The organism is Croceicoccus marinus (genome assembly GCF_001661675.2).
Taxonomy (GTDB): domain Bacteria; phylum Pseudomonadota; class Alphaproteobacteria; order Sphingomonadales; family Sphingomonadaceae; genus Croceicoccus; species Croceicoccus marinus.
This window is the reverse complement of sequence record NZ_CP019602.1, coordinates 2,513,930-2,533,282: the sequence shown is the minus strand read 5'-3', so window position 1 is coordinate 2,533,282 and position 19,353 is coordinate 2,513,930. Positions and strand designations below refer to the sequence as shown.

The window sequence follows — 19,353 nt, the reverse complement described above, 5'->3', positions numbered from 1 at the left end:
CCGCTAGACAGGGGGGCATGATTCGCCCCCTTTTCGCTTCGCTGCTTGCATTCGGTCTTGCTGCCTGCGCCAGCGTGGCCCCTTCGCCGGCCCCGGTTACCGTCCGGATCATCGCCATCAACGACTTCCACGGCAATCTGCTGCCGCATAAGCGCAAGAGCGATGCCGGGCCACTGACGCCGGATGGCAGCGTATTCGATTCCCCGGTCGGCGGCGCGGCGGTGCTGGCCACGGCGGTGCGGCAATTGCGGGCGCAGAACAGCGATTCGCTGGTGATCTCGGCCGGCGACCTGATCAGTGCCAGCCCGCTCGTCTCTTCTTTGTTCCTCGACGAGCCATCGGTCGAGGTGATGAATCGCATCGGGCTGGATTTCAACGCGGTCGGCAATCACGAACTCGATCGCGGCTGGCGCGAATTGCTGCGCATGCAGAACGGCGGCTGCGAGCAGTTCGGCCTGCGCCAACCATGCCAGATCGACAATCCGTTCAGGGGCGCAAATTTCCAGTTCCTTGCCGCCAATGTAACGATGCCCGGCGGATCCGCCCTGCTGCCCGCCTATGGCATCAGACGCTTCGGTTCGGGAGAGCGCGAAGTGGCCGTCGCGGTCATCGGCCTGCCGCTGCGCGACGTGCCCGCGCTGGTGCCGCCCGCCGGGATCGAGGGGCTGCGCTTTGGCGACGAGGCGGATGCGGTCAATGCACTGGTGCCCCGGCTGCTGGAACAGGGCGTGGATGCGATCGTCGTCGCCATCCACCAGGGTTTCGAACGCGACGGTTTCTATGATGCGGGCGATGATTGCGGCGGCGCGATCGGCCCGCTCGACGATATTCTGAAGCGGCTGGATCCGCGCGTGGATCTCGTCATATCGGGCCATACGCATCGCTATTACATCTGCGAATACAGCCAGTTCGATCCGGCGCGCGACTTTCTGGTGACCAGCACCGGCTATGGGTCGGGCATGGTCGCAGATCTGGTGGTGACGGTCGATCCCGCGCAGCATGACGTGCGGGTGAAGGCTGCCGAAATGGTGCTGGTCCAGTCCGAGGATCCGAACTTCCGCCGTTTCGCGCCCGATCCCGAAATCGAAGCCTATGTCGCGCGCTATCAGGATGCTTCCCGCGCGGCGTCCGAGCGGCCCGCGGGGCGCATATCCGGTCCGGCGAGGGAGGATGGCTGGGAAAACGCGCTGGGCAATCTGATCGCGGACGCGCAGCTCGCCGCGACGCGCGCGAACGGCGCGCAGATCGCCTTCATGAACGAGGGCGGAGTGCGCGCCGACCTGGTGCCCGAAAGCGCGGACGGCGCCGTGACCTTTGGGCAGATCTATGCGGTGCAGCCGTTCGGCAATGTGCTGGTGACGATGGATCTGACCGGTGCGCAGATCGCCGCCGCGCTCGATCAGCAGTTCACGATGCCCGATTCGCCCGAGATCCTGTCGGTGTCCGAAGGCTTTACCTATACGCTCGACCGGACGAAGCCGGCGGGGCAGCGCGTGTCGGACCTGCGGCTGAACGGCCAGCCGATCGATCCCGATGTCCGCTACCGGGTGACGGTGAACAATTTCCTCGCGGGCGGCGGCGACCGCTTCACGGTATTCTCGCAGCCCGAGGACAAGACGATCGGCCCGGTGGACCTCGACGCGTTCGAGGCCTGGATCGATGGCGAAGGCGGGCGGGAACTGCCCGCGACCGACCGGATCACGATCATCGGCGAATAGCCGCGGCTTGCCTGCAGCCGCCAGGCGCGCCACATCAGGCCGATGGTAGAGGAAATAATGTCCGCCGAATGGGATGACGCGCTTCACCGTGCACGCACGCATGCCCCGTTCCTGTCCGACCTGCTGGGGCGCGAGGAGGATATCGCCGCCCTGCTTGCCCGCGGCGAGGCGGAGGCGGCGCTGAAGCTGGCGCTGGCGCGCGGCGATCCGGATGTCGGCGTGCGCCTGCGGCGGCAGCGGCGCGCCCTGGCACTGGTGCTGGGCGTGGGCGATCTGGCAGGCGCCTTTCCGCTTTCGCGCGTAATGGCGGAACTCAGCGGTTTTGCGGATCGCGCGCTCGACACCGCGATGCGCGATGCGGTCGGAGCCCGCGTTCCCGACTATGACGTGTGGGGCGATGCGCCGATCGGCATGGTGGCGCTTGCGCTGGGCAAGCAGGGGGCGGGAGAGCTCAACTATTCCTCCGACATCGACCCTATCCTGCTCTACGATCCCCAAACCATCCCCCGCCGCGACCGTGACGAGCCAGCAGAAGCCGCGCAAATGGCAGCACGGCGGCTGGTTCAGACCATGGGATCGGCAACGGCGGAAGGTTACGTGCTGCGCGTCGATCTTCGCCTGCGTCCGGCGAGCGAGGTCAGCCCGCTTGCCATCAGCTATGATGCGGCGCTGACGCATTACGAAAGCTCGGCTCTGGCGTGGGAGCGGGCGGCGTTCATCCGGGCGCGCAGCGCGTCGGGCGATGTCGCGGCGGGCGAGCGGTTCCTCCATGCGATCCGGTCGTTCGTATGGCGCAAGTCGCTGGACTTCGGCGCCATCGACGAGATTTCGCGCCTCGTTCGGCGGATCCGCGAAAGCTATGACGGTCCGCCGCGCCCCGGGCCGGGATACGACCTCAAGCGCGGTCGCGGCGGGATCCGCGAGGTCGAGTTCTATGCCCAGACCCATCAGCTGATCCACGGCGGGCGCATCCCCGAATTGCGGGTGCGCGGCACGCGGCATGCGCTGGACGCTCTGGCGCAAGCCGGGATCATCGGTGCAGCCGACGCAAACGAACTGGGCGAGAGCTATGACCGGCTGCGCGTCATCGAGCACCGGCTGCAGATGGTGCGCGACCGCCAGACCCATGCGCTGCCTGCCACGCAGGAGGAAATGGATAATGTCGCGCGGCTGGACGGGCTTGCCGACGGCGCGGCGCTGGTCGCCGAACTGGACGATGTGACGACGAAGGTGGCGGAGCGGTTCGACCATCTGCTCGAGATGCATGGCGGGAAGGCCCAGCCGGCGGCCTCCGCTCCGGCGCATCTGGCGCAGCTGGGGTTCGACGAACCTGCCGCGCTGGCCGAGCGGATCGCGGGCTGGAAGGACGGAAGGGTCAAGTCGCTGCGATCCGATGCCGCGCTGGCCGCCTTTGCCGAGATCGAGCCTGCGCTGCTGGCCGCGCTGGCGGGGGCGCCCTTGCCGGAGCGGGCGATCACGCGCTGGGAACAGATGCTGGCAAGGCTCCCCTCGGCCTTCAACCTGTTCAAGCTGCTGGCCGCGCGGCCCGGCCTGCTCGACACGCTGGCGCGGGTGCTGGCGCTGTCGCCCGCGCTGGCCGATGCGCTGGCGCGGCGCAGCGACTTGCTCGACGCGCTGATCGACCGCACCGCCTTTGCCCTGCCGCCGTCGGTGGAGGCGCTGAAACGTGAATATCACGCCGATGCGCCGAATTACGAGCGGCTGCTCGACCGCGTGCGCCGCGAAGTCAGCGAGCGGCGCTTCGCGCTGGGCGTGCAACTGATCGACCACGCGCATGACCCGCTGGAAATCGCCGCGGGCCTGTCGCGCACGGCAGAGGCCGCCATCGACGTGCTGGCCGGCGCCGCGGCGGATAATTTCGCCGAGGAGCATGGCAGGATCAAAGGCGGCCAGCTGGTCGTGCTGGGTTTCGGGCGGCTGGGCGGCGGCGTCTTGACCCATGCCAGCGACCTCGACCTCGTCTATCTGTTTACCGGCGACTATGCGGCGGAATCGCGCGGGCGCAGGCCGTTGGGCGCCACGCAATATTTCAACCGGCTGGCCCAGCGGGTCAGCGCTGCGCTGTCCGTCCCGACGGCGGAAGGGGCGCTGTACGAAGTCGATACGCGGCTGCGTCCTTCGGGCGCGCAGGGGCTGCTGGCGGTCAGCACCGACAGCTTCGCCCGCTATCAGCGCGAGCAGGCCTGGACGTGGGAGCACATGGCGCTGATGCGTGCGCGCGTGCTGCATGGGCCCCCCGAAGCGCCCGAGGTGCTGGCGGGCTTCGTTCGCGAGCTGGTCGCGATGAAGCGCGATCCGGCGGCGCTGAAAGGCGCGGTGCTGGAGATGCGGGCCGAGATGGCGCGCCACAAGCCGCCCGCGGGCCCGCTGGACGTCAAGCTGCTGCGCGGCGGTCTGGTCGACCTGGAATTCCTGACCCATTACCTGCAATTGCGCGAAGGGGGCGGGCCGGACGGCGCGTTCCTGGACCCGCATCTGCGCGCGGCGGTGGCAGCGCTGGCGGGGGCAGGGCTGGTATCGGGCGATCTGGTGGCGGCGCAAGACCTGCTGACCCGGCTGCTCGTATCGCTGCGGCTGGTCGCGCCCGACGGCATGGAACTGCCCGAGGCCGCGCGCGGCGTGCTGGTCGCCAATTGCCTTGAGGCCGATTGCCAAGAGGAGGACGGTTGGGACGCATTGCTCGCCGCGCTCGACAAGGCGCGCCACGCGGTGGCACAGGCCTGGGCGAAAACCTTCGACGAAACACTGGAGCTTTGACGATGACCGCCACCAGCACCGACCGGCCCGGCGAGGGCGATGCCTTTCCCGCGCATTCGCTGGAAACACCCGATGGCGGCAGCGTGTCGATCGCCGATTTCGCGGGCAGGCCCGCCGTGCTGTTCTTCTATCCCAAGGACAACACCCCCGGCTGCACCAGCGAGGCGAAGGATTTCTCGGCGCTGAAGCCCGATTTCGACAAGGCCGGCATCGCGCTGCTGGGCGTCAGCAAGGATCCGCCCAAAAGCCATCTGAAATTCATCGAGAAGCAGGCGCTGACGATACCGCTCGCCAGCGATACGGCGCCGGACAGCGGCACCGACGGGCTGGCCGAAGCGCTGGGCATCTGGACCGAGAAGAGCATGTACGGCCGCACCTATATGGGGATGGAGCGCACCACCTTCCTTGTGAACGCCGACGGCACCATCGCGCAGGTCTGGCGCAAGGTGAAGGTCAAGGGCCATGCCGAAGCGGTGCTGGAGGCGGCGAAGGCGCTGGGCTGATGCGCAGCGTGGCGCAGGCCATCCGCGATGCGCTGCTGACGGGCGAGCCGAGCGCCAAGGCGATGGCCGCGCGCGAAGTTGCACGCGACTGGCGACTGGGACGTCTGGCGGCGCGTTTCGACATCGCCATGCCCGACGAGCCTGCGCGCCCCGAACGGCCCGAACTGCTGCCGCCGAACCGGATGCCCAAGCGCGGGCGCGGCGGATCGGACAGGGCGCGCATCGCGCTGTGGCATTCGCTGGCGCATATCGAATTCGTCGCCATCGACCTCGCGCTCGACATGGCGGGGCGGTTCGGTGGGCAGATGGACCCCGGCTTTGTCGGTGATTTCCTGTCGGTCGCCGCGGACGAGGCGATGCATTTCGCCTTGCTCGACCGCAAGCTGAAGACGCTGGGCAGCGCGTATGGCGAATTGCCCGCGCATGGCGGGCTGTGGGAGTCGGCAAGCGAGACGAAGCACGATGTGGCGGCGCGGCTGGCGATCGTGCCGATGGTGCTGGAAGCGCGGGGGCTGGATATCACGCCCGCGATGCGGGACCGGGTGCACGCGCAAGGTGACGAGAACGGGGCACGAATCCTGTCGCGAATCCTTGACGACGAGATTCGCCACGTGCGTTTCGGAACCAGCCATTTCGTTCAACTGTGCCGTGACAGAGACGAAGACCCTGTCGAAAAATGGCAATTTCTTGTGAAAAGCTGCTTCCAGGGAACGATTAAGCCACCGTTCAACGACTCAGCGCGGGAGTCTGCCGGTCTATCGCGCGGGTTCCGCGCTGGTATTGTCTGATTAACCTTTTTTACCCTAGCCAGTACGCATGAGAACGGCGGGGGGTTCCGACCTTCTCGAAATTTTGAAGCAGCTTGTCTGCGTTGATCCGGATGCGTGCCCTTCGATGGGACCGGGCCTCGCCAGAGCTGTGCCGGAGGGATCACCCGGCATCGTCAGCCCGGACGGAATTTGGGGGCACGATGCCGAGAAACAGAGGTTCGGCAATATGCTTGGTTGTAATCGTTTCTTTCTTCTCGGTAGCGCCCGTTTCGTTGCGCTGGGCACCATCGCGACGCTGTCGGCGGCGATGACCCCGACCGCTGCGCTGGCGCAGCCCGGAAGCAATACCGCAACCATGGCGGCGGCTGCCGCTTCGACCGAGGTTGCCTCGACCGTCAATGCGACGACCGCCGAAACCAGTGCCGAGAAATCGGATCCGCGCTATCGCAACCTGTTCGCCCGCTGGAAGTCGGTGGAAGTGGCCCAGGAAGTGCCTGTACCGGTAGTCGGACGCCAGGCGATCAACATCCCGTCGCGCATGCCGCTGACGACTGCCCGCTTCACCAGCGACTATGGTCTGCGCGATCACCCGGTGACGGGGCGCCGGGCCAATCACAAGGGCATCGACCTGGCCGCGCCCACCGGTACGCCGATCTATGCGACCGCCGATGGCACCATCGACATGGCCGAATGGTACGGCGGCTATGGCAATTTCATCAAGATCGAGCATGGCGGCGACCTTGAGACCCGCTATGGCCATATGTCGAAGCTGAACGTGTCCCCCGGGCAGGAAGTCAAGAAGGGCGACCTGATCGGCTTCGTCGGCAGCACCGGCCGTTCGACCGGCCCGCATCTTCATTACGAAGTGCGCATCGCGGGCGAAGCGGTCGATCCGACCCCCTATCTGCACGCCGACACCTTCATGGAAGCCTTCGCTTCGGCCACCAACACCGGCGCGGGCGGTCCCGAGTAAGCGAAACGATTCGAGCCAAGAAAAAAGGGCCCGGCAGAGCGGATCTGCCGGGCCCTTTTTCGTGCGCCATCGCAAGGCCAGGCTTCAGGCCGCCCACATCTTGCGGCTGGCCGGGCGGCGGCCTTGCGGCCCGGTCATCTGCCGCAGCTGGGTAGCCAGCCCGTCCCACTGTGCCTGATCGGCAGCCGGATCGGCGGCGCCGCCGATTCTTTCGAACACGGCGCGCATGCGGTGCTCGTTCTCGGCAAGCTGGGCCTCGGCGCCGCGCTGTTCGGTGATATCGACGTTCATGCCGATATAGCCCGTCAACCGACCATCCTCGTCCAGTTGCGGAGCGCCGCTGGTCGCCACCCAGACGACTGCGCCATCGGGTCCGCGCCAGCGCCATTCGGCGCGAAACGCGGCCTCGGCCTTTAGCGCGGCCTTCCACATGGTCACCACCCGTTCGAAGTCGTCGGGGTGGATGGCGGTGATCCAGTGCGATCCTTCCCACTGCCCATCGCGCAGCCCGGTCATCTGCTTGAAGGCATGATTGACGAACAGGGTGTCACCGCGCGCATTGGTGCGCCAGATCCCGACCGGGGCGGCATTGGCCAGCGTCGAGAAGCGGCGCTCCGCATCGTCGAGCGCGTGGCGATAGCGGGCGGCCTGGGTGATGTCGCGAATATGGCCGACCAGCCCCACGGGGCGGCCCTGCAGGTCGAAGGCGCCGCGCATCCTGACCTCGACATGGCGGGTGTCGCCATCCGGGCGGCGGATCGTGTGGAGCGAGGTGACGAGGCCGCGCTCGCCGCTGATCAGGCGGCTGAACCTTTCGCGCTCGGCATCGCATTCCAGTGCTTCGAGGAAATCCTCGACCGGGCGGCCCAGGCTTTCCGTGCGGCTGAAGCCGGTGATGCGTTCCCATGCCGCATTCAGCGACGACCAGCACCCCGCGCGGTCGATCTCGAAGATCACCTCGTCGATCGTGTCGCGTAGCCGCTGGCTTTCGTCCCGGGCGATGGCCAGGGCCGTGCGGTCGCGCCGGGCGCGATCGGCCCAGCCCGCCAGAGGAAGCGCCGTGGCGGCCAGCACGGCGCAGAACGCCATGAACATGGACGCATCGGTGATCGGACCCAGGTCCAGCCGGGCGGCAAGGAATGCCACGCCCGCGATGATCGCAGTCGCGGCGAGCGTGCGCCGCAGTCCACCCGTCAGCGCCACCAGCACCGCCAGCGGTGTCGCAAGGCATATCGGGGGCAGGACCGACTGGGCGAAGATCGCCGCAGCGGCCAGCACCGTGATCGCCATCAGCAGGACGGTCAGGCAGCGGCCTTCGATCCGCGGAAGGCGTGCCCATCCGGTCGCGCCCGTCCGCGTATCGGTAGCGGTGGCCTCCGTTCCGTTTGCATGTTCCCCACCGGTCGTTTCGGTCGGCGTAGCCATTGTAGACAGGCCTTTTATCGCGGGCCGCTTCAAGTGCGGCCCGCGGCCATGCTGTGGGCATGGCTAGCCAAGGCAATCCGAATGTCGACCTAGGGGTAAGTCCCTAATTCCCGAAGCGGAACAGTCAGATACCGCATCGGAACGGACGCAACATCACTCGGCCAGCAGCCGCTCGGCAATGGCGCGCACTTCGGCGCCCATGTCGTCGCGTTCCAGCGCCAGCGCCAGCGTCGCTTCGACAAAGCCGGTCTTGGACCCACAGTCGTAACGCTTGCCCTCGAACGTGACCGCATGGAACGGCTGGTTGCCGATCATCTTGGCCATGGCGTCGGTCAGCTGGATCTCTCCGCCGGCGCCCTTGCCCTGCGTTTCCAGCGTCTTCATCACCTCGGGCTGAAGGATGTAGCGGCCCGACACGATCTTGTTCGACGGCGCCTGGTCGACGGGCGGCTTTTCGACCAGCCCCTTCACCTCGGTCAGGGCGCCGCTTGCCGCGCCCGGATCGATCACGCCATAGGACGAGACCTGGTCGTGCGGCACTTCCAGCACCGACACCAGATTGCCGCCAACCTCGTTATAGGCCTCGACCATCTGCTTCATGCAGCCGGGCTTGCCCCACATCAGCTCGTCGGGAAGCAGGATGGCGAAGGGTTCGTCGCCGACGATGGCGCGCGCGCACCAGATCGCGTGGCCCAGGCCCATCGGCTCCTGCTGGCGCACGGTGATCAGGTCGCCGGGCCGGAAGCGCGTGGGGTCGAGCACCGACAAATCCTTGCCGCGCTCCTTCATGGTCGCCTCGAGCTCGAAGGCGATGTCGAAATTCTCGACCAGCGCGGTCTTGCCGCGGCCGGTGACGAAGATCATCTGCTCGATCCCGGCCTCGCGCGCCTCGTCCACTGCGTACTGGATCAGCGGGCGGTCGACGATGGGCAGCAATTCCTTGGGAATCGCCTTGGTGGCGGGCAGGAAGCGCGTGCCGAGACCGGCGACGGGGAAGACGGCCTTGCGGATAGGCTTGCGGCCAGGCGTAGGGGCGGTTTCGGGCATGGGTGCCATCGTTCCTTTGTGCTGCAAAAGCGAAATCTCGTGTTTTCTAGGCATTGGGCCATGAAGGTTGCAAGTCTGTGTCCGGTGGAACGGTGCTCCCATACGGCTTGCGATCGGTCTATTTCGGGCTAAAGCGGGCCGATGGACAAGATAGTCATTCAAGGCGGCAAGCGCCTTTCGGGTACGCTGCCGATTTCCGGCGCGAAAAATGCCGCTCTCACCCTGCTTCCCTGCGCCTTGCTGACCGAGGAACCGGTCACATTGCGCAACCTGCCGCGGCTGGCCGACATCGACCAGTTCCAGCATCTGCTGAACGGCTTCGGCGTGTCCACCGCCATCGCCGGTTCGCGGCCGCAGGATTTCGGGCGGGTGATGACGCTGCAGGCGACGCGGCTGACCAGCACGGTCGCGCCCTATGACATCGTGCGCAAGATGCGCGCCTCGATCCTGGTGCTCGGCCCGCTGCTGGCCCGCGCGGGCGAGGCGACCGTGTCGCTGCCGGGCGGCTGCGCGATCGGCAACCGGCCCATCGACCTTCATCTGAAAGCGCTGGAAGCGATGGGGGCCGAGATCGAGCTGGCCGCAGGATATGTGCGCGCCCATGCGCCCGATGGCGGGCTGCCGGGCGGCGATTTCACCTTCCCGGTCGTTTCGGTCGGCGCGACCGAGAATGCACTGATGGCCGCGGTCCTGGCCAGGGGCACCACGCGGCTGGAAAACGCCGCGCGCGAGCCCGAGATCGTCGATCTGTGCCGCCTGCTTGCCGCGATGGGGGCCGAGATCGAGGGCATCGGCGAATCGGAACTGACGATCCACGGCGTCGACCGGCTGCACGGTGCGACCTATCGCGTGATGGCCGACCGGATCGAGGCGGGCAGCTATGCCTGTGCCGCCGCGATCACCGGGGGCGAGGTGTTCCTGAAGGGCGCCGACGCGCACGACATGCGCGCCACCACCCATGCGCTGCGCAATGCTGGCGTGGTGGTGGAGGAGCGCAAGGACGGCATCCATATTGCCCCCAACGGCCCGCTGAAAGCCATCAACATCTCGACCGCGCCGTTCCCCGGCTTTGCCACCGACATGCAGGCGCAGATGATGGCGCTGCTGTGTCTCGCCGAGGGTACCAGCGTGCTGAACGAGACCATCTTCGAGAACCGCTACATGCACGTGCCCGAGCTGAACCGCATGGGCGCGCATATCGAGACCAACGGCCGCACGGCGGTGGTCCATGGCGTGAAGAAACTGACCGGCGCGGAAGTGATGGCGACCGACCTGCGCGCATCCATGTCGCTGGTGATCGCGGGGCTGGCCGCCGAGGGCGAGACGACAGTGCACCGCCTCTACCACCTCGACCGAGGGTACGAACGGCTGGAGGAAAAGCTGCAACTGGTCGGCGCGCAGGTGGAGCGCGTTGGCGGGGATTAATCCCAGCTCTTCACCGCCCCACGCTTCGCCTTCACCTCGCCGCGCTCCTTCTTCGATTTCAGCCGCTTCACCTTGCCCACGCGGTTTACGCGGGTCTTGGCGCGCTTCTTCGGCTGCACCAGTGCCTGTTCGAGCAGTTCGGTCAGCCGGTCGCGCGCGTCGCTGCGGTTGGCGTCCTGCGTGCGGAAACGCTTCGCCTCGATCAGCAGGTCGCCGCTGGCGGTCAGCTTGCTGCCCGCGATGCGCTGAAGGCGGTGGAAGATGGGCTGCGGCAGGTTCAGCGCATAGATATTGACGCGCAGCTGCACCGCGGTCGCCACCTTGTTGACGTTCTGCCCACCAGGGCCGGAGGCGGTGACGAACCGCTCCTCGACCAGTGCGTGGGCCCGATCGATTATGCCTCCGCCGGCCATTCTTTACCCGCTGGCCATTCGATCGATTCCGGAATGTCGGGGCAGAGCCGCGCGAAATCGGCGGGCAAGGGTGCGATCGCGCTGATCGGGTCCTTGCCTTCGCGCTGCACGACCAGTTCGGACGCATGCAGCATGGTGCGGCCTGCGCCCTTTCCATCGCCATAGACCGGATCGCCGAGCAGCGGGAAACCCAGACCTGCCAATGCATGAATGCGGATCTGGTGGGTGCGGCCGGTTTCCGGCGCGAAAGCGACCGCAGTGACGCCATCCTTCACGCCCAGCTTCTTCCAGTGGGTGACCGAAGGCTTGCCTTTTTTCGCCGCGATCATGCGCCAGCCCTTTTCGGCGCTGCTGATCTTGGACAGCGACAGCGCGATGGTGCCCTCTTCATCCGCCAGTTCGCCCGCGACCAGGCCGATGTAGTGCTTGGTCACCGCCCGCGCCTCGAACGCGGCGGAAAAGCGTTTCAGCGCCTTGGGATTGCGCGCCAGCAGCAGGCAGCCCGACGTGTCGGTGTCGATCCGGTGCACCGGCACGGGTTCGCGCTGGAATCCCAGCCGCAGCGTGTCGAGATGATCTTCAAGGCTAGGCCCGCCCGCGCGCGGACGCTCGACAGGAAGGCCGGCGGGCTTGTCGATGACCAGCGCTTCGCCGTCCTCGAACAGGATTTCGATAGTATTCATAGCTTGGTGACCGCCGTTTCGATGCGTTGCAGGGCTTCGCGCAATGTGTCCTCGCCCGCCGCGAAGCTGATGCGGAAGCCGGACAGCCCGCAATGCGCGCCGCCAAAGGCAGAGGCCGGCACGACGGCGACCCCGTGGTCCAGCAGATGCAGCGCCAGCGCGCCATCGTCGGGCATATCGCCGCCGATTAGCGGCGCTGCATCGACCAGGCAATAGAACGCCCCGTCGGGCACCGGTGTCGACAGGCCCGGCATGGCGTTAACCGCTGCGCACACCAGGTCGCGGCGGCGGCGAAAAATTTGGCGCCAATCGGCAAGGAAGTCCTGCGGCCCCTCCATCGCGGCGACCGCGCCCGCCTGGCTGATCGAACAGGGATTGCCGCTGCTGTGCGACTGCAGCCGTTCCATCGCGCGGATCAGCCATTCGGGGCCGGTGGCAAAGCCGATGCGCAGGCCGGTCATCGCGTGGCTTTTCGATACGCCCGATATGGTCAGCACGCGGCCCTTGTCGCCATTGGCCGCCAGGTCGGGGCGCAGCGCGGCCAGGGTTGCATGATCGCCGCCGCTATAGCGCAGCGGGGCATAGATATCGTCGCTCATCACCAGCACGCGGGGGTGGCGGTCCAGCACTTCGGCGATGGCGCGCAGTTCGTCCGCCGGGAACACCGCGCCGGTCGGATTGCCCGGGCTGTTCAACAGCAGCCAGCGGGTGCGCGGGGTGATCGCAGCCTCAAGTGCCTGCGCCGTGAAGCGGAAGGCGCTGGCGGGCGTGGTCGGCAGCGGCACGACCGTCGCACCGGCGAAGCGCGCAATCTCGGGATAGCTGACCCACCAGGGGGCGGGGATCACGACCTCGTCGCCGGGATCGATCGTGGCGCAAAGCGCGTGGAAGATCGCCTGCTTGCCGCCCGCGCTGATCGTGGTGTTGGCGGGGGTGGCCGCGATGTTCAGGTCGCGGGCGAAATGCAGCGCGGCGGCGCGCTTCATCGCGCTGGTCCCGCCAACCGGGGTATAGCGCGTCTGGCCATCGCGCAGCGCCTGCTGCATCGCCGCGATGACATGGGGCGGGGTGGGCAGATCGGGTTCGCCCACCGACAGCGAGATGATGTCGCGCCCCGCTTCGCGCATGGCCGTCGCGCGGTCTGTCATCGCCGTGGTCGGCGACGGCTGGATGCGCTGCAGGGCCTGTGACAGTTGCGGCTGGCTCATGCGGGGGCAATCAGCCGGGCGCGCATCAGGCCCCGCAGAGAATTGCCGATCATCAGCCCCTCGTCCAGATCCTCGACCCGCAGTTCGGCTTCCTTCGCGCGCTCGTCCTCGATCAGAGAGCGGCGCAGGACCCCGGGCAGCAGGCCAAGCCCGAGCGGCGGGGTCAGCAGCATGTCGCCGCGTTCGACGAAGACGCTGGTGAAGCTGCCCTCGGTCACCATCCCGTCGGGACGCACCAGGATGGCTTCCTCTGCCCCCCTGGCGGCGGCCTGGCGGCGGGCTGCGTCATAGAAATCGCGCTCGCTGGTCTTGTGGCGCAGCCGCGGATCGCCGGGCTGGACGTCCAGCGTCACCAGCGACACCGGCACGGGTTCGGCCATGGGGGCCGGACGCCGTCCCAGCCGGATCGCGAAACGGCCGGTGCGCTGCAGTTCGATCTTGAGCCGTGCCGGTTCGCGGTGGGTGAAGCAGACCGCCTGCACCTCGTTCCTGATGGCATGGCGATCGCATTCGAAGCCCAGCTCCGACGCGCTTTCCTTCAGCCGCTCGAGATGGAATTCGATCATCGGCACGCCCTTTTGCGGATCGTATCCCATCGTCTCGATCAGCATCGTGTCGGGCGCGAGTGCGGGCAGAGGCAAGGGCTGGTTGATGCTCAATGCGCTGCCCCCCAGCTGTGGCCGGTACCGATCTCGATCCCCAGCGGCACCGAGAGTTCGACCGAGGGCAGCGCGGCGTCGGCCATCACCCGCTCGATCACCGGAGAGGCGGCGGCCACGTCGCCTTCGGGCAGTTCGAAGACCAGTTCGTCATGCACCTGCAGCAGCATCCTGGCATGGCCGAGCCCGGCGTCATGCAGCGCGGGCATCATGCGCACCATCGCGCGCTTGATGATGTCGGCGCTGGTGCCCTGGATCGGCGCGTTGATCGCGGCGCGTTCGGCGCCGGCGCGTTCGTTGGGGTTCTTGGAATTGATGTTGCGGAAATGGGTCTTTCGCCCGAACAGCGTTTCCGAATAGCCGGTCTCGCGCACCCGCTCCAGCGTATGTACGATATATTTCTGGATGCCGGGGAAGCGTTCGAAATAGCGGTCGATCACGGCCTGCGCCTCCTCCGCATCGGTGCCGAGGCGGCCTGCAAGGCCCCAGCGCGAAATGCCGTAGAGGATCGCGAAATTGATCGTCTTGGCCTGCGCGCGGGTATCGCGGGTAACCTCGCCATACATCTCGCGCGCGGTGCGGGCGTGGATGTCCTCGCCATCGGCAAAGGCTTCCTTCAGCGGCGGAACGTCGGCCATGTGCGCGGCAAGGCGCAGTTCGATCTGCGAATAGTCGGCGGCCAGCAGCACATTGCCGGGCTCGGCCACGAAAGCCTCGCGGATCTGGCGGCCGGTTTCGGTGCGGATCGGGATATTCTGCAGATTGGGATCGGTGGAGGACAGCCGCCCCGTCTGCGCGCCGACCAGGCTATAGCTGGTGTGCACGCGGCCCGTGCCGGGATTGATCGCCTGTTGCAAAGCTTCGGTATAGGTGGAGCGCAGCTTGGACAGGCCGCGCCATTCCAGCACCTTGTTGGCCATCGGCACGCCTTCGCCCGCCAGCTTTTCCAGCACCGTCTGGTCGGTCGAGAACTGGCCGCTCTTGCCTTTTCGCCCGCCTTTCAGGCCCATCTTGTCGAACAAAATGTCGCCCAGCTGCTTGGGGCTGCCGATGGCAAAGCTTTCTCCCGCCATTTCGTGCACTTCGGCCTCGAGCGAGGCGATCTGCTCGGCGAATTCGCCCGACAGGCGTGCCAGATGCTCGCGGTCGACCTTGATGCCGTTGCGTTCCATCATCGCGATGACGGGGATCAGCGGGCGGTCCACATTCTCGTAGATGCGTGTAACGCCTTCATCCGCCAGGCGCTGGCGCAGCACGCGGTGCAGGCGCCAGGTGACGTCCGCGTCCTCGGCCGCATAGCGAGTCGCCTTGTCGAGCGGCACGGCGCTGAACAGGATCTGCTTCTTGCCCGTCCCGCAGATGTCCTTGAAGGTCAGGGTGGTGTGGCCAAGATGCGTCTGGCTAAGCGAATCCATGCCATGCGCCTGTCCGATACCGCCCCCGCCGCGCCCGGCGTCGAGGTCGAAGGACAGGATCATCGTGTCATCCACCGGCGCGACCTCGATGCCGCAGCGCTGCAGCACCGTCAGGTCGTATTTGACGTTCTGCCCGATCTTCAGCACCGCGTCGCTTTCCAGCAGCGGCTTCAGCCGGGCGAGCGCTTCGGCCTTGGGAACCTGCTGCGGCTTTTCGGCGAACATGTCGTCGCTGCCGTGGGCAAGCGGGATATAGCAGGCATCGTTCGGGCCCAGCGCCAGGCTGATCCCGGCAAGCTCCGCCTGCATCGAATCGAGCGAGCTGGTTTCCGTATCGATCGCCACCGCATGGGCGGCAAACGCACGCGCGATCCATGCATCCAGCCGGTCGAGCGTGGTCACGCATTCATAGGCGTCGAGGTCGACCGCGGGCCATTCGGGCAGGGGCTGGCGGGTTCCGGACGCTGCTTCCGCCGCGGCATTGGCCGGCTTGGCGGGATTGAGGTCGGTCGGCCGCGACGGGCTGCCCGCGCCCAGCCGCTTCAGCAAGCTGGTGAAGCCATGCGTCGACAGGAAATTCGCCAGAGGTTCCTTGGGAATGCCGTCAAGCGCGAATTCGTCGAGCGGCATGGGGAGCGGGCAATCCTCCTTCAGCTGCACCAGCCGGCGCGACAGGCGCGCCATCTCGGTATGCTCGATCAGGTTTTCGCGCATCTTGGATTTCTTCATCTCGGGCGCGGCGGCCAGCACGCTTTCGAGATCGCCATATTCGTTGATCAGCTTTTCTGCCGTCTTGGGCCCGATGCCGCGCACGCCCGGCACGTTGTCGACCGAATCGCCCATCAGCGCCAGGACATCGCCCAGCTTTTCGGGCGGGACGCCGAACTTCTCGACCACCTCGGCAATCTCGATCCGCGCGTTCTTCATCGTGTCGAGCATATCGATGCAGCCGCCCTCGACCCCGTCGTCGGGATCGGCGCATCGGCCGACCAGCTGCATCAGGTCCTTGTCCGACGACACGATCGTCACGTCCCAGCCCCTGCGCGTGGCGGCGCGGGCATAGCTGGCGATCAGATCGTCCGCCTCCAGCATGTCCTCCTCGATACAGGGGAGCGAGAACGCGCGCGTCGCTTCCCGGATCAGCGGGAACTGGGGCACGAGGTCTTCGGGAGGGGGCGGGCGGTTCGCCTTGTAATCGGCATAGAGATCGTGCCGAAAGCTTTGCGATGCCTTGTCGAGGATGACCGCCAGATGGGTCGGTCCGTCCGCATCGTCGAGATCCTGCGCCAGTTTCCACAACATGGTCGTATAGCCATAGACCGCGCCGACCGGCGTGCCCTGCGGATTGGTCAGCGGGGGAAGCCGGTGATAGGCGCGGAAGATATAAGCCGAGCCGTCGACCAGGTAGAGGTGCGGTTTGCGCACAGCGCCATCGGAAGCCGCTGCGGGGGCAAGTTCGGTTGCGTCGCTCATGATCATCAGGCGGTAGCAGCGAGGGGCGGGGAAATCATGCCCCAACTGCCTTGATCGGGGTGGGAATCTGGGCTCTTCCCACGAAAATTTGTCGCCCGCGCCCTAATGCGGCCATATTCGCATTTTAGATAAACGATGCGGAACTGTGCGTTGCCGCTTGCATCCCTGTGCGTGAACGATTATCTGTGTCTCACGAGGCCCGGAATACCGGGTTTCGCGTGAAGGCACATATTCATTCTTCACGTTCAATCTGAATAAGGATGCATTTCATGCGCAAGATCATTCTCGCCGCTGCCGCTGCCGGCGCTGCTCTCTCGCTCGTCGCTTGCTCGGAAGGCACCGAGGAAAACGCCGAAGCCACCATGGATTCGATGGCTGCTGACGCCGACGCCAATATGGACGCCGTCGAAGCCACCGCTGAAGACGCTGCTGCCGAAGCCGAAATGGCGACCGATTCCGCAATGGAAGCGACCGACGAAGCTGCTGCTGAAGTCGAAGCCGACGTTCAGGACGAGACCGTCACTGAAGCTCAGGTTGACTGATAGTCGATCTGCAGTCCCCCAGGGGACCGCAACAGGAAAGGGCGCGGAAGGAATTGCCTTCCGCGCCCTTTTCCTTTTCCGGAGTGTACGTCCGCCGTATTGCGGGCGACGTATCGCCGGTCAGTTGGCGGCGAAAACGTTATTGTCGTTCGACGCGTGCCGGGCCGGAGCCGTGGCGAATCCGTTATAGATGGTGCGCGTGATCTCGGCGATCTTGGCATTGCGCGCGGCCGGGCCGCTCTGGCCCGTGACGTAGATCGCCATCACCACCACCCGTCCGTCGGGCAGGGTGACAAAGCCGACATCGCTGGCGGTTTTGTTAAGCGTTCCGGTCTTGTGACCGAAGGATACGCCGCGCGGCAGGCCGGCCTTAATGCGCGAGCTTCCCGTGACGGTGCGCGTCATCGCACCGATCAGCAGGCCGCGGCTGGCGGGCGACAGCCATTTGCCCTGATGGATGCCGGCAATCAGCTCGACCATTTCCTCGGGCGGGGTGCTGTCGCGCACGTCGACGTGGCGCGACAGGTCGAATTCCCAGCGATCGCGCACCAGCGTGGCGATATCGCGGTCGATCCGGAAGCGGCCCAGCCCGGCCTTGCGGGCCCAGGCATTCACCGCCTGCGGGCCGCCGACCACCGCCAGCAGCGCGTCGGTGGCTTGATTGTCGGACCGGGTGATCATCCGCTCGATCAGCATTTCGGCCGTCATGGTCTGCCCCGCGCGGACGGGGGCAACCTTGCTCGAGAACGGCTCGGACGCGACCGGCACCATCAGCGGGTAGCGGTCGAACAGGCTGTACTTGCCGGAATCGACACCCGCCAGGAAGGTGGCGGCGATCGCGATCTTCGACGTGCTGGCCATGGGGAAGGGCTCGTCGCCCTGGATCGACACGGTCTGCCCGGTCGTCAGATCGAGCGCAGCGACACCGATCCGGCCCTGCGCCTGCGGTGCGACCGCGAAGAGTTGCCGGCGAAACGTTTCGGGCAGATTCTCGTTCGCCTGGTGCGAATCGAGAATGGCGCCTTCCGGTCCGTTGAGGAATTCCTCGAAACTCTGCGCCTCCGGATGCTTGGCCTGGGCGTGTGCGGCGGGGGCGAATCCCAGCGCCGAAGCAGCCAGGAAGCCGACTCCGTAACGACGAATGATGGCGCCCGCTTGGCGCAGCTTGTGCGATGACAGTCCCTTCATGCACGCAATCCTAGCAAATTTCCCATTGTCGCAAGATGAACGATCCCGCTCATTTCCTCAAGCGCCGCGGGACGGCTTGTGGAAGGCGGGGGATTTCAGTCGGATGTAGCGCGTTCCCCGCCATCCGTGTCCGTTTCCCCGTCGCCTTTCGCGATAGCGCGGGCCTGCGCCTTGCGGCGGCGCAGATTGGCGCGAAGCTGGGCCGCAAGCCGTTCCTCGCGCGTCATCGGGCCCGTCGTCGCGGGGGTGTCCGGGGTGTTGGTTCCGCCGCTTGCCATCCCCGTTTCATCGCACCAAGCCGCGATGGTGACAAGCGTGTGCAGCTTCGCTTGACAAGCGCGCCGGGCACCGCCAATAGCGCGCCCTCGCAAGACGCCGACATGCATGATCATGCATCGCGCGCCGGGCTGCTGTAGCTCAGTGGTAGAGCGCACCCTTGGTAAGGGTGAGGTCGGGAGTTCAATCCTCCCCAGCAGCACCATTTTCCCGCCAGAGTTGTGCCGACCTGGGTCGGAATTTCGGACACCGGGAGTTAGCTTGGTGACATTGCCCGTCACCTTCCTAAATCGATTTGCATTTGCCGTATTTGCGCGACTTAACCTGTCCTTAATGGCCGCCGCGATAGGATCTTTCCGTCCTATTCAAACAGGCGGCCATGCAACGGGGGCAACCGATGGAAGTTCGGAGAGGCATTTCTCGCCTGCGCAGTTTTCGCAGGAACGAGCTTGGCGCCAGCTCGTCCGAATATGCGCTGATACTCTGCGTCGTCGGCGTGGGTGTCGGCGCGGCAAGCCTGGCGCTGGGAGCGAATGTCGGTTCGTCGATGAACGGCAAGGTTGGCGATTTCGATCCCAAGTTCGTCGAATCGCCCAAGGGCGGTGGCGACACGTCGCCTTCACCATCGCCCAAGCCTAAGCCTTCGCCCTCGCCTTCCCCGGCACCGTCGCCGTCGCCCACACCATCGCCGGCGCCTACACCGCCTGGCAAGGGCCACGACAAGGACAATCCGGGCGGCAATGGAAACGGCGGCGGGCCGAATAAATAGGTCGCCCCCGTTTGCGAAGGGTCCAGAGTCAGTCGGTCCGGAATTGCGATTCCGGACCGATCGATTTTTGGTATTGGAAGTCTGGCGG

17 protein-coding genes and 1 tRNA gene are annotated in these 19,353 nt (G+C 66.2%); 9 read left to right on the top strand and 9 right to left on the bottom strand.

Annotation, left to right across the window (positions count from 1 at the left end):
• Nucleotides 1–17 precede the first annotated feature (17 nt).
• The 5 genes from A9D14_RS12025 (at nt 18) to A9D14_RS12005 (ending at nt 6,742) form a co-directional block, all read left to right on the top strand.
• A complete protein-coding gene (locus A9D14_RS12025; protein WP_066846771.1) occupies nt 18–1,718 on the top strand; it encodes a bifunctional metallophosphatase/5'-nucleotidase in 1,701 nt (566 codons plus the stop codon).
• 57 nt (nt 1,719–1,775) lie between these two features.
• On the top strand, nt 1,776–4,496 hold the full coding sequence (gene glnE / locus A9D14_RS12020) for a bifunctional [glutamate--ammonia ligase]-adenylyl-L-tyrosine phosphorylase/[glutamate--ammonia-ligase] adenylyltransferase (RefSeq protein WP_066849095.1): 2,721 nt from the start codon (nt 1,776–1,778) through the stop codon (nt 4,494–4,496).
• Nucleotides 4,497–4,498: 2 nt separating this feature from the next.
• Entirely contained in the window at nt 4,499–4,999 is a 501-nt protein-coding gene (locus A9D14_RS12015; protein WP_066846768.1) for a peroxiredoxin, read from the top strand.
• Entirely contained in the window at nt 4,999–5,787 is a 789-nt protein-coding gene (locus A9D14_RS12010) for a ferritin-like domain-containing protein (protein ID WP_066846765.1), read from the top strand. The genes A9D14_RS12015 and A9D14_RS12010 overlap by 1 nt, the downstream gene beginning before the upstream one ends.
• Nucleotides 5,788–5,995: 208 nt before the next feature.
• Nucleotides 5,996–6,742, top strand: coding sequence for a M23 family metallopeptidase (locus A9D14_RS12005; RefSeq protein ID WP_066846763.1), 747 nt, complete (start codon nt 5,996–5,998; stop codon nt 6,740–6,742).
• Nucleotides 6,743–6,826: 84 nt separating this feature from the next.
• On the opposite strand, the gene A9D14_RS12000 is transcribed toward A9D14_RS12005, so the two are convergent.
• Together A9D14_RS12000 and galU are read right to left on the bottom strand one after the other, a co-directional pair.
• On the bottom strand, nt 6,827–8,167 hold the full coding sequence (locus tag A9D14_RS12000; RefSeq protein WP_066846760.1) for a PAS domain-containing protein: 1,341 nt from the start codon (nt 8,165–8,167) through the stop codon (nt 6,827–6,829).
• A gap of 153 nt (nt 8,168–8,320) precedes the next feature.
• A complete protein-coding gene (gene galU / locus A9D14_RS11995; RefSeq protein WP_066846757.1) occupies nt 8,321–9,214 on the bottom strand; it encodes a UTP--glucose-1-phosphate uridylyltransferase GalU in 894 nt (297 codons plus the stop codon).
• Nucleotides 9,215–9,355: 141 nt separating this feature from the next.
• On the opposite strand from galU, the gene murA reads away from it, so the two are divergent.
• Nucleotides 9,356–10,639 carry a UDP-N-acetylglucosamine 1-carboxyvinyltransferase gene (gene murA / locus A9D14_RS11990; RefSeq protein ID WP_066846754.1) on the top strand — a complete coding sequence of 428 codons (1,284 nt, stop codon included), beginning with the start codon at nt 9,356–9,358 and terminating at the stop codon, nt 10,637–10,639.
• Here the strand turns inward: murA and arfB are convergent.
• Genes arfB through polA form a run of 5 tightly spaced genes read right to left on the bottom strand, consistent with a single transcriptional unit; the run spans nt 10,636 to nt 16,490 of the window.
• A complete protein-coding gene (gene arfB / locus A9D14_RS11985) occupies nt 10,636–11,052 on the bottom strand; it encodes an alternative ribosome rescue aminoacyl-tRNA hydrolase ArfB (RefSeq protein WP_066846751.1) in 417 nt (138 codons plus the stop codon). The two genes, murA and arfB, sit on opposite strands and share 4 nt — an antisense overlap.
• On the bottom strand, nt 11,034–11,735 hold the full coding sequence (locus A9D14_RS11980; protein WP_066846748.1) for an RluA family pseudouridine synthase: 702 nt from the start codon (nt 11,733–11,735) through the stop codon (nt 11,034–11,036). The genes arfB and A9D14_RS11980 overlap by 19 nt, the downstream gene beginning before the upstream one ends.
• Nucleotides 11,732–12,943, bottom strand: coding sequence for a pyridoxal phosphate-dependent aminotransferase (locus A9D14_RS11975; RefSeq protein ID WP_066846745.1), 1,212 nt, complete (start codon nt 12,941–12,943; stop codon nt 11,732–11,734). The genes A9D14_RS11980 and A9D14_RS11975 overlap by 4 nt, the downstream gene beginning before the upstream one ends.
• Nucleotides 12,940–13,602, bottom strand: coding sequence for an aminotransferase class IV (locus A9D14_RS11970; protein WP_066846743.1), 663 nt, complete (start codon nt 13,600–13,602; stop codon nt 12,940–12,942). Before A9D14_RS11970 ends, A9D14_RS11975 begins: the two co-directional genes overlap by 4 nt.
• Nucleotides 13,599–16,490, bottom strand: coding sequence for a DNA polymerase I (gene polA, locus A9D14_RS11965; protein ID WP_066849094.1), 2,892 nt, complete (start codon nt 16,488–16,490; stop codon nt 13,599–13,601). The genes A9D14_RS11970 and polA overlap by 4 nt, the downstream gene beginning before the upstream one ends.
• A gap of 269 nt (nt 16,491–16,759) precedes the next feature.
• Between polA and A9D14_RS11960 the strand changes: the two genes are divergently transcribed.
• On the top strand, nt 16,760–17,032 hold the full coding sequence (locus tag A9D14_RS11960) for a hypothetical protein (protein ID WP_066849091.1): 273 nt from the start codon (nt 16,760–16,762) through the stop codon (nt 17,030–17,032).
• A 120-nt stretch (nt 17,033–17,152) separates the two neighbouring features.
• On the opposite strand, the gene bla is transcribed toward A9D14_RS11960, so the two are convergent.
• Nucleotides 17,153–18,220 carry a class A beta-lactamase gene (gene bla, locus A9D14_RS11955; RefSeq protein WP_066846741.1) on the bottom strand — a complete coding sequence of 356 codons (1,068 nt, stop codon included), beginning with the start codon at nt 18,218–18,220 and terminating at the stop codon, nt 17,153–17,155.
• A 95-nt stretch (nt 18,221–18,315) separates the two neighbouring features.
• A complete protein-coding gene (locus tag A9D14_RS11950; RefSeq protein ID WP_066846739.1) occupies nt 18,316–18,498 on the bottom strand; it encodes a hypothetical protein in 183 nt (60 codons plus the stop codon).
• Nucleotides 18,499–18,626: 128 nt separating this feature from the next.
• Here A9D14_RS11950 and A9D14_RS11945 point away from each other — a divergent pair.
• Together A9D14_RS11945 and A9D14_RS19865 are read left to right on the top strand one after the other, a co-directional pair.
• Nucleotides 18,627–18,701, top strand: a tRNA-Thr gene (locus A9D14_RS11945).
• 192 nt (nt 18,702–18,893) lie between these two features.
• Nucleotides 18,894–19,265 carry a Flp family type IVb pilin gene (locus A9D14_RS19865; RefSeq protein ID WP_066846738.1) on the top strand — a complete coding sequence of 124 codons (372 nt, stop codon included), beginning with the start codon at nt 18,894–18,896 and terminating at the stop codon, nt 19,263–19,265.
• The last annotated feature ends 88 nt before the right edge of the window (nt 19,266–19,353 follow it).

Bases quoted from the DNA above. Each gene is read 5' to 3' on its own strand.
- arfB (WP_066846751.1), bottom strand. From the start codon at position 11,052: ATGGCCGGCGGAGGCATAATCGATCGGGCCCACGCACTGGTCGAGGAG.
- A9D14_RS11975 (WP_066846745.1), bottom strand. From the start codon at position 12,943: ATGAGCCAGCCGCAACTGTCACAGGCCCTGCAGCGCATCCAGCCGTCG.
- A9D14_RS12025 (WP_066846771.1), top strand. From the start codon at position 18: ATGATTCGCCCCCTTTTCGCTTCGCTGCTTGCATTCGGTCTTGCTGCC.
- glnE (WP_066849095.1), top strand. From the start codon at position 1,776: ATGTCCGCCGAATGGGATGACGCGCTTCACCGTGCACGCACGCATGCC.
- A9D14_RS12005 (WP_066846763.1), top strand. From the start codon at position 5,996: ATGCTTGGTTGTAATCGTTTCTTTCTTCTCGGTAGCGCCCGTTTCGTT.
- A9D14_RS11960 (WP_066849091.1), top strand. From the start codon at position 16,760: ATGCGCAAGATCATTCTCGCCGCTGCCGCTGCCGGCGCTGCTCTCTCG.
- A9D14_RS12010 (WP_066846765.1), top strand. From the start codon at position 4,999: ATGCGCAGCGTGGCGCAGGCCATCCGCGATGCGCTGCTGACGGGCGAG.
- A9D14_RS11950 (WP_066846739.1), bottom strand. From the start codon at position 18,498: ATGGCAAGCGGCGGAACCAACACCCCGGACACCCCCGCGACGACGGGC.
- A9D14_RS12015 (WP_066846768.1), top strand. From the start codon at position 4,499: ATGACCGCCACCAGCACCGACCGGCCCGGCGAGGGCGATGCCTTTCCC.
- murA (WP_066846754.1), top strand. From the start codon at position 9,356: ATGGACAAGATAGTCATTCAAGGCGGCAAGCGCCTTTCGGGTACGCTG.
- bla (WP_066846741.1), bottom strand. From the start codon at position 18,220: ATGAAGGGACTGTCATCGCACAAGCTGCGCCAAGCGGGCGCCATCATT.
- A9D14_RS12000 (WP_066846760.1), bottom strand. From the start codon at position 8,167: ATGGCTACGCCGACCGAAACGACCGGTGGGGAACATGCAAACGGAACG.
- A9D14_RS11980 (WP_066846748.1), bottom strand. From the start codon at position 11,735: ATGAATACTATCGAAATCCTGTTCGAGGACGGCGAAGCGCTGGTCATC.
- polA (WP_066849094.1), bottom strand. From the start codon at position 16,490: ATGAGCGACGCAACCGAACTTGCCCCCGCAGCGGCTTCCGATGGCGCT.
- galU (WP_066846757.1), bottom strand. From the start codon at position 9,214: ATGCCCGAAACCGCCCCTACGCCTGGCCGCAAGCCTATCCGCAAGGCC.
- A9D14_RS19865 (WP_066846738.1), top strand. From the start codon at position 18,894: ATGGAAGTTCGGAGAGGCATTTCTCGCCTGCGCAGTTTTCGCAGGAAC.